Here is a 12,485-nt window from a genome sequence, read left to right as displayed (position 1 = left end):
AACCGTGCAAACTTCTTCTGTATTCGTGGCCCTGGTGGGCCGTCCCAACGTGGGCAAATCCAGCCTGACCAACCGGCTGGTGGGCGAGAAGGTGGCCATCGTCACCTCCAAGCCCCAGACCACCCGTACCCGCATCACCGGCATCGTGACCCGCGGTCCGGTGCAGTATGTGCTGCTGGATACCCCCGGCGTGCATATTCCCCGCACCAAGTTGGGCGAGCGGATGAGCAAGGCCGCCAGCGATTCGGTGGCGGATGTGGACGTGAGCATGATGCTTTTTGAGCCTTACGGCGACTTCACCGAGGCCGAGCAGGCCATGCTCAAGGCGCTGAAGTCCAACGGCGGCCCCGCGCTGGCCGTCATCAACAAAACCGACACTCTGAAGAACGAGGCGGACCTGGAGGTCCGCCGCCGCCAGCTGAGCGAGCTGGGCGTGTTCGACCAGGTGCTGGCCACCAGTGTGCGGGAGGACAAGGGCTGCGAGGAGCTGTTCGATGTGCTGGCCCGCTACGCGGTGGAGGGACCCCATTTCTTCCCGGACGACGCCTACACCGACATGCCGGAAAAGGCGCTGGTGAGCGAGATTCTGCGGGAGAAGATGCTGCTGAACCTGCGGGATGAAATCCCCCACGGCATCGCCGTCACGGTGGAGCGCTTCAAGGAGCGACCGGACAAAAACATCATCGACATCGACGTGAACATCTACTGCGAGCGCAAGAGCCATAAGGGCATGGTCATCGGCAAGGGCGGCCAGATGCTGAAGAAGATCGCCACCCAGGCCCGTCTGGACTGCGAAGATTTCCTGGGAGCCAAGGTGAACCTGCAGTGCTGGGTCAAGGTGAAGGACGACTGGCGCGATTCCGACTTCCTGCTCAACGACTTCGGCTTCAAGCAGACCAACTGACCGGCCATGGCAGCGGGAATGCAGCTGGTGACCCCGGGCCTTGTGCTGCGGGAGGTAAAAATCGGCGAGGCGGACCGAATCCTCACGGTGCTCACACCGGAGCTGGGGGTCATTTCGGTGTCCGCCAAGGGCAGCCTGCGGCTGAAAAGCAAGCTCTTCAGCGCCTGCGGGCTTTTTTGTTATTCGGAATTCACTCTGTTTGCGGGCAAGAACATGTATCTGGCCAACGACGCCCAGGTGAAAAAGGTGTTCTTCGGCCTGCACGAAAGCGTGGAGGCCATGGCGCTGGCCATGTATCTGGCCGAGCTGGCGCTTACCCTCTCGCCGGTGGGCGGGGAGGCCGAGGCGCTGCTGCGCCTTACCTTGAACAGCCTGTATCTGATCAGCGAGGGCAAAAAGCCCCTGCTTCAGATCAAGGCTGTGTTCGAGCTGCGCGCGGTGTGCGAGGCCGGCTTTATGCCGGACCTGCTGTGCTGCCGCAGCTGCCAGAAATACGACGGCGGCGACTTTTATTTTGACGGGTCAGCCGGGCTGCTGCTGTGCGCTGACTGCGCGGCCAGGCAGAACAAAACGCCCAACCTGGACCCCGCCGCCCTGCTGGCGCTGCGCCACATCGCTCTGGTGGAGGATAAAAAGATTTTCAGCTTTTCCATCCCGCCCAAGAGCATGGAGGCGTTGGGCCGTGTCACCGAGCGGTATGCCCTGCAGGTGCTGGACAAGCCCCTGAAAACCTTAGATTTTGTGCATACCATGCTCAGCTGACCGGAGCGCTGTCTTTTTTGAAATAGTTATGAGGAGCAATCCATGGAAAAAAGTTATTTGAAAACGCTGGAGCTGGAAAAGATTTTGAATCGGGCAGCCCAGCTTGCGGTCTGCCCGGAGGCGCGCACTCTGCTGTTGGAGCAGGACGCCTTCGAGACCGTGGAAGAGGTGCGCTACGCCCTCTCCCAGACCGATGCCATCAATACTCTGCTGCTGAAAAACGGCAGCCCTCGCTTTGGCGGGGTGCAGGGTGTGGACAAGGTGGTGAACCGGGCGCTGAAAGGCGGTATCCTCTCGATGGCGGAGCTGCTGGAGGTGGCCGGTGCGCTGCGCAACTTCCAGAACCTGGTCAGCTGGTATCACATCACCGAGCACGACATGCTGCCGGTGGATGATCTGTTCTATGCCCTGACCCCCCAGCCCACTCTGGAAAAGAACATCTCCAGCGCGATTCTGTCGCCGGAGGAAATGGCGGACACCGCCAGCAACACCCTGTTTGATATCCGGCGCAAGATCCGGGCAATGGAAAATTCCATCCGGGACAAGCTGGATGCCATCATCAAAAACAGCACCACCAATAAGTTTCTGCAGGACGCGGTGGTCTCGCTGCGTAACGGCCGCTTCGTGGTGCCGGTCAAGGCCGAGTACCGGGGCGAAGTGGGCGGCGTCATCCACGACGTGTCCTCCAGCGGTTCCACCGTGTTCGTGGAGCCCACGGCGGTGGTGGAGGCCAACGCCAAGATCATGCAGCTGCGCAGCCAGGAGAAAAGCGAGATCGAGCGCATTCTGGCCGCCTTCACCGACCAGGTGGCCTCCATCGAGCCGGTGTTCAATTTCAGCTACCAGGCCATGCTGAACATCGACGTGCTGCTGGCCAAGGCCCGTCTGGCGCTGGAACAGCAGGCCTACATGCCACAGGTGGCGGACAGCATGTGGTTTGACCTGAAAAAGGCCCGCCACCCCCTGATCGACAAGGACAAGGTGGTTCCGGTGGATGTGGCTCTGGGCAAAGAGTACGACACCCTGGTCATCACCGGCCCCAACACCGGCGGTAAAACCGTTACCCTGAAAACCGCGGGCCTTTTGTGCGCTATGGCCCAGCACGGCCTGCTGATCCCGGCTCATGAGCAGAGCACCGTCTGCGTGTTCAGCGAGTATCTGGTGGACATCGGCGACGAGCAGAGCATCGAGCAGAGCCTGTCCACCTTCTCGGGCCACATGAAGAAGATCACCGGCATTCTGGACAACGCCTACAAAAACACCCTGGTCCTGCTGGACGAGCTGGGCGCGGGCACCGACCCCGCCGAGGGCGCGGCGCTGGCGGTGAGCATCATCGAGCAGCTGCGTATCCAGGGCGCCCTGATCATGGCCACTACCCACTATTCCGAGATGAAGGTCTTCGCGTTGGAGACTCCCGGCGTGATGAACGCCAGTTGTGAGTTCGATGTGGAGAGCCTGCGCCCCACCTACAAGCTGAGCGTGGGCGTACCGGGCAAATCCAACGCCTTCCTGATCAGCGAGAAGCTGGGCGTACCGCCCCGGGTGATTCAGCGGGCGCAGACCCACCTGACCAACGACGACAAGCGGCTGGACAGCGTGCTGGCCCAGTTGGACGACCTGAAGCTGCAATTGAAGGCCAGCCAGGACGAGGCGGAAAAGGCGAAAGCCGAAGCCGAACACAAGCTGGAATCCGCCCGCAAGAAATACGACGCACTGGTCAAGCAGGGCGAGACCGAGCTGGAGGCCGCACGATTGAAGGCCCGCCAGATGGCCCAGCAGGTGCAGGACGAGGCCTACCGTCTCACCGATGAGCTGCGCAAACTGCAAAAGGACGAAAAGACCAGCGCTGCCCAGCGCGCCGCCCGGGCCCGGGAGATCGCCCGCAAGGAGACCGAGAGCCTGTACGGTAAGACCGACGTGGTGCATAATGTGGTCAAGGAGTTCGTGCCCCTCAAGCAGGTGAAGGTGGGCCAGGAGGTGGTCATTGCCGATATCGAGCAGACCGCCACCGTGATGAGCCTGCCGGACCGCAACGGCCTGGTGGAGGTGCGGGCAGGCATCCTGAAAACCAAGGTGCCGCTGAGCAACCTGAAAGCGCCGGACAAGCTGAAAAAACCGGCAAACAACGGCAAACCCAAGCCCCAGCCCCGCAGCACAACCGTGCAGCGGGTGCAGCGCAAGGCCAGCATGGAGATCAACCTGCTGGGTATGACTGTGGAAGAGGCCCTGATGGAGACCGACCAGTTCATCGATCATGCGGTGATGAACGGCCAGACCATGGTGTACCTGATTCACGGCAAGGGCACCGGCGCACTGCGCAAGGCCATCCACGCCCACCTGCGGGGTCACCGCAACGTGAAGAGCTTCCGCCTGGGTCAGTACGGCGAAGGCGAGGCCGGCGTGACTGTGGTAGAGCTGAAATAAGCTAAATTAAAACAATGCATAAAAGCGCCGGGCGCTGCCTCCCTTTTGGGAAGGCTGCGCCCGGCGCTTTTGTTTGAAAAGACTCGGGACTAAAGGATAAGCGGGTGCGTAGCTTTAAGAAAATTATGAAGCTCGTTTTTGGGCATGGGTCTGGCCAGAAAAAAGCCCTGCATATAGTCGCAGCCCAAACGTTCCAGCATACTGTATTGCGCCATGCTTTCCACGCCTTCGCCTATCACGGTAAAACCGAGCTCATGGAGCGTAGGAATCAGATTCTTTACCAGTGACGTATAGGAGGGAGAATGGGGCAGTGGATGGATAAACGCTTTGTCCAGCTTGATCGTGGAAAAGGGAAGAACGGCCAGATAGCGCAGGCTGGAATAACCGGAGCCGAAATCATCCAGACTGAAGCTGACGCCCAGTGCACGGATCTGCTCCATGCGGCAGGCCAGCTGTTCCACGGAAGCAGCCGCCACGCTTTCGGTCAATTCCAGCTCCAGACGCTCAGGCCGCACACCGGTATGGTGCAGAATCTGCTCCAGCATGCGAAGAAACTTCGGTCGATCCAGCTGAAGCGGTGAAAGGTTAACGTGCAGGGTGAGTGGAATTGCCTGCTCCTCCAGTTTGGTAAGCAAACAGCAGCCCTCCTCCAGCGCAAACTGCCCCAGCGCTGCAATGCGGTCAGTTTGTTCCGCCAAGGGGATAAAGTGTTCCGGTGGGACTGTTCCCAGAAGGGGATCATGCAGCCGGAGCAGTGCCTCGCAGCGGGAAAAACACCGGGCAGAAGCCTGCCAGATGGGCTGATAACAGAGGGAAAAACCGGCCTGAGCCGGTGGAAGCTGCAGCAGCCGCAACAAGCGGTCTCGTTTGCCAGTGGGAAGGGAATTGCCGCAGGGAGAAAGATTCATAGCGCTCAAATCCTCTTTTGCAGAATTAAACAGGTCTTTCAAAATTCACGGGAAAGGAAATCTGTTGTTTCGATTGTATCATATAACACATATAAAAATCAATGATTATCATGTATTTCTATCACTGTATTGGCCGGGCGTTTTCCGTTAGAATATACAAAAGAAGATTCAAAATGAGCTAAAGAAGGACGAACAATTGAACAAGAACATCGACCCGAGGGTACGGGATGCGGCTGCGAGGTTACGTAAGATTCGGGAAATGAAGGGCCTTACACGGGAAAAATTCTGTGAGCCGTTGGGAGAAAACAGTGAATATTGGGGCCTGATTGAACGTGGGGAACAGGCCATCAGCCTTGTGAAGCTGCTTCAGGTATGCGAGGTTTATGGTATCCCCATCGAAAGCGTGGTCCATCTGAACTACGCGGAGGAAAACGACGAACAGTTGCGCATGAGGATCAGTGAACTGCTGCAGCAGTGTCATGGTCGCCAACTGGAGGTCGTGAAAAAATTCATTCAGGACATTGCTTTAGGCCTGTGAGCAAACAGGGCAAATATAAAATCAAACGAAAAACCGGAGGAACCGCCTGTTTTGCAGGGGTTCCTCCGGTTTTGTTGGTTTTGAGCAAAATGCCAGGTCAATCCTTATCCGATTCCCGAATCAGCAGCACCGATTCATAGGGGCGCAGCGCCCAGTCGGCGGCGGGCGTGCTGTCGCTGTAGTTGGACAGCAACACCTGGTAGCCCTCGAGCGACACCGGGCAGTGCCAGTTGCAGGCGGCCCGGTAGAAGTTGTTCACGCACAACAGGCTCTGGCCCTTGTATTCCCGCTGGTAGGCCAGCACCGAGGGATGCTTCTGGTCCACCGGGGCAAAATCGCCGTAAGCGAATACATCGTATTCCTTGCGCAGGCGAATCAGCGCCTTGTAATAAGCGAAGATGGAATCCGGGTCATCCACCTGGCTGGCGGCATTGATGCGGCTGGTGTTGGGATTTACGCTGATCCAGGGGGTGCCGGTGGTGAAACCGCCGTTTTCTCCGGCGGTCCACTGCATGGGGGTACGGCTGTTATCCCGTGAGTGGATTTTCAGAATGTTGTAAACGCTCTCCTCGGAGAGGCCCTTGTCCCGCAGAATCTGGAAATGATTCAGGCTTTCCACATCCCGGTACTGGTCCAGCCGGGTGAAGCCCGCGTTGGTCATTCCCAGCTCCTCGCCCTGGTACACATAGGGCGTGCCCCGCAGGCCGTGAATCACACCCGCCAGCATCTTGGCGGATTCCTTCCAGTATTCGCCCTCGTCGCCGAAGCGGGAGACCACACGGGGCTGGTCATGGTTGCACCAGAATACCGCGTTCCAGGCGTTGTGAGCGGCCATGCCCTCCTGCCAGGAGAAAAGCAGCTCCTTCAAGCGGCCGAAGTCCGCGGGAACGATCACCCATTTCTCGTTGCCCATGAAGTCCACCTTTAGATGGTGGAAAGAGAACACCATGGAAAGTTCGCCGCAGTCTACACCGGCGTACCGGAAGCAGTTCTCCATGGAGGTGGAGGACATCTCGCCCACGGTCACGATCTCCGGGTCCTGCCCGAAGCTCTCCCGATTCAGCTCCTGCAAAAATTCGTGGATGCGGGGGCCGTCGGTGTAAAAGCGGCGACCGTCGCCCTGATCATCGTCGGCGTATTCGCCCTTGCTGATCAGGTTCACTACGTCGAAACGGAAGCCCTTCACGCCCTTGTCCATCCAGAAGCGGACGATCTGCTGTACCTCACGGCGCACCGCGGGGTTTTCCCAGTTCAGGTCCGCCTGGGTCTTGTCGAACAGGTGCAGGTAATACTTGCCCACCTGGGGCGCATACTCCCAGGCACTGCCGCCGAACTTGCTCTGCCAGTTGGTGGGGGCGCTGCCGTCCGGCCGGGCGGGGCGGAAGATGTAGTAGTCCTGATACACCGGGTCTCCGGCCAGAGCCTTCTGGAACCAGATATGCTCGGTGGAGGTGTGGTTGAACACCATATCCAGCATCAGGCGGATGCCCCGCCGGTCGGCCTGCTTAGCCAGCTCTTCAAAATCCTCCATGGTGCCGTAGCGGGGGTCGATGGTCCGGTAGTCCGCCACATCATAGCCGTTGTCGTTCTGAGGGGAAACGAAGAAGGGGGTCAGCCAGATGTAATCCACGCCCAGCTCCTTCAGGTAATCCAGCTTCTGGGTTACGCCCCGCAGCTCGCCCAGACCGTCGCCGTTGGTGTCCAGGAAGGACTTAGGGTAAATTTGATACACAACACTTTTCTTGAAATCCTGCATAGAAAACGCCTCACTCAAAGCGGATGATGGGGGTGGTGCCGGCCTGTGCGTCCATGCCGGTCTCGAAGGAGAGGGTACGCCCGGCGGTTTCCGGTACCACCACGGCGGTGATGGTGGGATGCCCCGCGGCGCGAATCTTGTCCAGATCGAAGGAGATGAGTTTGTCGCCGGTTTTCACCCGGTCGCCCACCTTCACGTGCAGCTCGAAGCCGTCGCCCTTCATGGCCACGGTGTCCATGCCCACATGGATCAGCATCTCCATGCCGTTGTCCAGGGTCAGGCCGCAGGCGTGCTTGCTGTCCTCGATCACAGAGGATACAGTGGCATTCGCGGGAGCCACCACGAAATTGCCAATGGGGTCAATGCCCACGCCCTCGCCCAAAATGCCCTGGGAAAAGACCTGGTCGGGAATCTCGCTCAGGGGAATTACCTTGCCGGAGAGGGGAGCCACCAGCAGGTCCTCCTGAGGCGCGGTTTCCGGCTCGGTTGTGGAAGTAGCTTCTGCGGCGGGGGCAGCGGTAAGACCCCGGTCAGCGGGGGAGAGACGGCGGCTGCCCACGGCGATGGTCAGACCGAAGGGAATCACAATGGCAGCGGCCATCGCAATCAGGAAGCCCAGCCAGTACTGAGGTTTAATGGAGAGAATGCCCGGCAGACCGCCCACGCCGATGGAGTAAGCCTCCACCTGGAAGCTGGTGGCGATCACCGCAGCCACCGAGGAGCCGATCATGCCACAGACCAGCGGGAAGCCGTTTTTCAGGTTGACGCCGAACAGGGCGGGCTCGGTCACGCCCAGGTAGCAGGAGATGCAGGCGGGAATGTTCACCTGCTGGGCCCGCTCGTTCTTCTTCTGCAGCACGGACATGGCCAGCACGGCGGAGCCCTGCGCGATGTTGGAAAGAGCGATCATGGGCCACAGAATGGTGCCCTGATACAGGTTTACCAGCTGGGAGTCGATGGCGTTGGTCATGTGGTGCAGGCCGGTCATAACCACCGGGGCGTAGATCAGGCCGAACACCGCAGCGAACAGCCATTTCACCTGAGAGGTCAGGCCCATGTAGACCACGGCGGCGATGGCGTCACCGATCTTCCAGCCGATGGGTCCCACGATGGTGTGGGCGATGATTACGGCGGGAACCAGAGAGCAGAAGGGAACCACGATCATGCGAACCACTTCCGGGCAATGCTTCTGCCAGAACCGCTCCAGATACACCAGCACGAAGCCCGCCAGCATGGCCGAGATCACCTGGCCCTGGTAGCCGATCATGGAGACCTGAGCAAAACCGAAGTCCCAGACCGGAATTTCCGTGGCAGTGGCTACCGAGAAGCCGTTCAGCAATTGGGGGGATACCAGCGTAAGGCCCAGCACGATGCCCAGAATCTGAGTGGTGCCCATCTTCTTGGTGATGGACCAGACGATGCCCACCGGCAGCATGTGGAACACCGCTTCGCCGATGAGCCACAGGAAATTGTACACGCCGGACCAGAACTGAGAGATGTCCGCCAGGCTCTGGGTTCCGTCCGCGAAGAAATTGATCTCACCGATGATGTTGCGGAAGCCCAGGATCAAGCCGCCGCAGATCAGCGCCGGAATGATGGGGGCGAAAATTTCGCCCAGGGTGCCCACGATGCGCTGAGCCAGCGACTGGTTGCTGGCGGCAGCCGCCTTCACCGCGTCCTTGCTCACGCCCTCGATCCCGGCAAAGGCGGTGAACTGGTTGTAAAAATCCGCCACATCGTTGCCGATGATCACCTGGAACTGGCCCGCCTGAGTGAAGGTGCCTTTCACCGAGGGCAGCGCCTCGATCTTGTCGGTTTCGGCCTTGGCCGGGTCCACCAGAACAAAGCGCATCCGGGTCATGCAGTGGGACACCGCCCGAATGTTTTCCTTGCCGCCGATGTGCTGAAGCAGAGCTTTCACGTCGGCCTGATAATTCGCCATGGTGCGTTCCTCCTCAAAGTCTTTGTGTTGTCGGGCATTTGTGTGCCCGTTTCTTTCTGCATCTTCAGAATAACACACTTGTTTAAACAAGTAAATAAGGCAAAAGGCCGAAGCTTTGGCCAGGTTTTTGGGCAGATACACGATTTGTCCGGTGATGAGCAGCAGCGGCTTGACGGAGCCGAAAATGGGCGATATAATATTATGATTCAAATTGTTCAAACAAGTGAGGAAGACTATGCCGCGCCAGAAATTTTTGCAGATTTATTCACAGCTCAAGCAGCGAATCGAATCGGGGGAATATCCGGTGGGCCAGCTGCTTCCCTCAGAAAATACTCTGATCGGGGAGTTTGACTGTTCCCGCAACACGGTGCGCCGGGCAATCTCGGAGCTGGTGCGGGACGGTTATGTTCAAACCCGGCAGGGCTGGGGCGTGTGCAATATCTTTCAGCCCATTGAACATTCTTCTTATACAATGGGCATGATCGAGTCCTTCCGGGAAACGGCTCGCCGTACCGGCCAGACCAGCACCACCCGGGTGGTGGCCTTTGACACCTGCACGGCGGACGAAGCCATCGCTGCCCAAACCGGTTTTCCGGTGGGGGAGGAGCTGTTTGCTTTGCAGCGTATCCACGATCTGGACGGCGTAGCCCGCATATTGAACATCAGCTACCTGCGGCGCAGCTGCATGCCCGGGCTCACTCGCGAGATTGCGGGCGGCTCACTGTACCGTTATCTGGAGGAGGAGCTGGGCATGTCCATCATCACCAGCAAACGAACCTTCACGGTGGAGCTGGCTACTCCGCAGGACCGGCAGTGGCTGGACCTGGGCGAATATAACTGTTTGGCAGTGGTGGCAAACCAGGTGTACAACAGCGAGGGTGTTATGTTTGAGTACACCCAGTCCCGGCATTATCCTGGCAGCTTCCGTTTCCAGGACAACGCGGTGCGCCGCCCGGAGGAATCCTGATTATAACAAAATACCCCGGCGTCCAGAAAAAATGCGGACGCCGGGGTGTTTTTTGTATGAAAAAGGCGGTGCCAAAAACGGCACCGCCTTTTATGAAGCATTGCTTACTTGTTCTTGCTCTTGATGTACTCGTCGATGGCTTTTGCCGCATGTTTGCCAGCACCCATGGCCAGGATAACGGTGGCAGCACCGGTCACGGCGTCACCACCGGCGTACACGCCCTCGCGGCTGGTCAGACCGTCGTCGCCGTTGGTCACAATGCAGCCGTGGCGGTTGGTCTCCAGGCCGGGAGTGGTGGAGCGGATCAGCGGGTTCGGGCTGGTGCCGATGGACATGATCATGGCGTCCACATCCAGCACGAAGTTGCTGTCCTTCTTCTCCACGGGACGGCGGCGGCCGCTGTCATCGGGCTCGCCCAGCTCCATCTCCACGCATTCCATACCGGCTACACAGCCGTTCTCGTCGCCCAGAACCCGCACAGGGTTGGTGAGCAGCTTGAAGATGATGCCCTCTTCCTCGGCATGCTCCACCTCTTCCTTACGGGCGGGCAGCTCTTCCATGCCGCGGCGGTACACGATGTAAACGTTCTCGGCGCCCAGACGCTTGGCGCTGCGGGCAGCGTCCATGGCCACGTTGCCGCCGCCTACAACGGCCACGTTCTTGCTCTTCTTGATGGGGGTCTTGCTGCCCTCCTGGTAAGCCTTCATCAGGTTTACGCGGGTCAGGTACTCGTTGGCGGAGTAAACGCCCTTCAGGCTCTCGCCGGGGATGCCCATGAAGCGGGGCAGACCGGCACCGGAAGCCACGTACACGGCCTCGTAGCCGTAGTCGCCCATCAGCTCGTCGATGGTCAGCACCTTACCAATCACCATGTTGGTCTCGATGTCCACGCCCATGGCCTGCAGGCCCTCGATCTCCTTCTGTACGATGGCCTTGGGCAGACGGAACTCAGGGATGCCGTACACCAGCACGCCGCCCGCCAGATGCAGAGCCTCGTACACGGTGACCTTGTAGCCCAGCTTGGCCAGGTCGCCGGCAGCGGTCAGGCCGCTGGGGCCGGCACCGATGATGGCCACCTTGTGGCCGTTGGGTTCGGGAACGGTGGGAGCGGTGTTATTGTGCTCACGGTGCCAGTCGGCAACGAAGCGCTCCAGACGGCCGATGCCCACGCTCTCGCCCTTGATGCCGCGAACGCACTTGCCTTCGCACTGAGTCTCCTGGGGGCAGACGCGGCCGCACACGGCGGGCAGCGCGCTGGAGGCGCTCAGCACCTGATATGCGCCCTCAAAATCCTCTTCCGCCACCTTGGCGATGAAGCTGGGGATATCAATGCCCACCGGGCAGCCGGTCTGGCAGGGCTTGTTTTTGCAGCCCAGGCAGCGCTTGGCCTCGTTCACTGCCATCTCGGGAGTGTAGCCCAGGGCTACCTCCTTGAAGTTTTTGTTCCGAACGTTGGGGTCCTGGCTGGGCATGGGGCAGCGCTTCGGATCCATATTATGCAATGCCATTTTCGGGTTCCTCCCAATTGTTTTAAATTCTCACGAAAAGTGCTGATTGGTACAAGTGATTACTGCACGTCCTTCTTGAACAGGTTGCAGTGCTCCTCACGGGCGTGAGTCTCGAATTCCTTGTACATGTTGCCGCGCTGCATGGCCTCGTCAAAGTCCACCAGATGGCCGTCAAAGTCGGGGCCGTCCACACAGGCGAACTTGGTCTCGCCGCCCACGGTCAGGCGGCAGCCGCCGCACATGCCGGTGCCGTCGATCATGATGGGGTTCATGGACACAACGGTCTTCACGTCGTACTTCTTGGTGGTCAGGCAGACGAACTTCATCATGACCAGAGGTCCGATGGCGATGACTTCGTCGTAGTTCTCGCCGCTCTTGATCAGCTCTTCCAGGGGAGCGGTGACAACGCCCTTCTGGCCGTGGCTGCCGTCGTCGGTCATCATGACCAGCTTGTCGCTGCAGGCGGCAAACTCATCCTCCAGAATGACCAGGTCCTTGTTGCGGAAGCCCACGATGCTGTGGACCTCGCAGCCCAGCTCATGCAGCTTTTTGGCGATGGGGTAGGCAATGGCGCAGCCCACGCCGCCGCCCACAACGGCTACCTTCTTCAAGCCGTCCAGATGGCTGGCAACGCCCAGGGGGCCCACGAAGTCGTGTACGCTCTCGCCCTCACGCAGCTCGTTCAGCTCCATGGTGGAGCCGCCCACGATCTGGAAGATGATGGTCACGGTGCCCGCCTCGCGGTCGTAGTCCGCTACGGTCAGGGGGATTCGCTC

At 59.4% G+C, this 12,485-nt stretch carries 11 protein-coding genes; 6 read left to right on the top strand and 5 right to left on the bottom strand.

The window, feature by feature from the left end:
* Nucleotides 1–4 precede the first annotated feature (4 nt).
* Genes era through B5G03_RS06950 form a run of 3 tightly spaced genes read left to right on the top strand, consistent with a single transcriptional unit; the run spans nucleotide 5 to nucleotide 4,090 of the window.
* Nucleotides 5–904, top strand: a complete 900-nt coding sequence (gene era, locus B5G03_RS06960; protein ID WP_242962335.1) for a GTPase Era — start codon at nucleotides 5–7, stop codon at nucleotides 902–904.
* Nucleotides 905–910: 6 nt separating this feature from the next.
* Nucleotides 911–1,666, top strand: coding sequence for a DNA repair protein RecO (gene recO, locus B5G03_RS06955; protein ID WP_242962334.1), 756 nt, complete (start codon nucleotides 911–913; stop codon nucleotides 1,664–1,666).
* 42 nt (nucleotides 1,667–1,708) lie between these two features.
* The gene (locus B5G03_RS06950; RefSeq protein ID WP_087181016.1) at nucleotides 1,709–4,090 is read left to right on the top strand and encodes an endonuclease MutS2; all 2,382 of its coding nucleotides are present in this window, start codon (nucleotides 1,709–1,711) and stop codon (nucleotides 4,088–4,090) included.
* Between the two features lie 89 nt (nucleotides 4,091–4,179).
* Here the strand turns inward: B5G03_RS06950 and B5G03_RS06945 are convergent, their stop codons facing one another.
* On the bottom strand, nucleotides 4,180–4,944 hold the full coding sequence (locus tag B5G03_RS06945) for an EAL domain-containing protein (RefSeq protein ID WP_242962342.1): 765 nt from the start codon (nucleotides 4,942–4,944) through the stop codon (nucleotides 4,180–4,182).
* Here B5G03_RS06945 and B5G03_RS17825 point away from each other — a divergent pair.
* Both B5G03_RS17825 and B5G03_RS06940 read left to right on the top strand, forming a co-directional pair.
* A complete protein-coding gene (locus B5G03_RS17825) occupies nucleotides 4,831–5,103 on the top strand; it encodes a hypothetical protein (RefSeq protein ID WP_242962346.1) in 273 nt (90 codons plus the stop codon). The genes B5G03_RS06945 and B5G03_RS17825 overlap by 114 nt on opposite strands.
* A gap of 91 nt (nucleotides 5,104–5,194) precedes the next feature.
* Nucleotides 5,195–5,536: a helix-turn-helix domain-containing protein gene (locus B5G03_RS06940; protein ID WP_206423610.1), complete on the top strand. Its 342-nt coding sequence runs from the start codon at nucleotides 5,195–5,197 to the stop codon at nucleotides 5,534–5,536.
* A gap of 97 nt (nucleotides 5,537–5,633) precedes the next feature.
* Here the strand turns inward: B5G03_RS06940 and treC are convergent, their stop codons facing one another.
* Together treC and treP are read right to left on the bottom strand one after the other, a co-directional pair.
* Nucleotides 5,634–7,292 (bottom strand): alpha,alpha-phosphotrehalase, encoded by a 1,659-nt coding sequence (gene treC / locus B5G03_RS06935; protein ID WP_087181014.1) that lies wholly within the window; start codon nucleotides 7,290–7,292, stop codon nucleotides 5,634–5,636.
* Between the two features lie 10 nt (nucleotides 7,293–7,302).
* Complete coding sequence (gene treP, locus B5G03_RS06930; protein ID WP_087181013.1) at nucleotides 7,303–9,234, bottom strand: PTS system trehalose-specific EIIBC component; 1,932 nt, start codon at nucleotides 9,232–9,234, stop codon at nucleotides 7,303–7,305.
* A 235-nt stretch (nucleotides 9,235–9,469) separates the two neighbouring features.
* Between treP and B5G03_RS06925 the strand changes: the two genes are divergently transcribed.
* Nucleotides 9,470–10,201 (top strand): GntR family transcriptional regulator, encoded by a 732-nt coding sequence (locus tag B5G03_RS06925; RefSeq protein WP_087181012.1) that lies wholly within the window; start codon nucleotides 9,470–9,472, stop codon nucleotides 10,199–10,201.
* Nucleotides 10,202–10,305: 104 nt separating this feature from the next.
* Here the strand turns inward: B5G03_RS06925 and gltA are convergent, their stop codons facing one another.
* Complete coding sequence (gene gltA / locus B5G03_RS06920; protein WP_087181011.1) at nucleotides 10,306–11,709, bottom strand: NADPH-dependent glutamate synthase; 1,404 nt, start codon at nucleotides 11,707–11,709, stop codon at nucleotides 10,306–10,308.
* Between the two features lie 59 nt (nucleotides 11,710–11,768).
* Nucleotides 11,769–12,485, bottom strand: a 717-nt coding sequence (locus B5G03_RS06915) for a sulfide/dihydroorotate dehydrogenase-like FAD/NAD-binding protein (protein ID WP_140401649.1), incomplete at its 5' end; no start/stop codon positions are given.

The sequence above is a fragment of the Gemmiger sp. An50 genome, from assembly GCF_002161595.1.
Lineage (GTDB): Bacteria > Bacillota > Clostridia > Oscillospirales > Ruminococcaceae > Allofournierella.
This window is presented reverse-complemented; position numbering and strand designations above follow the sequence as displayed.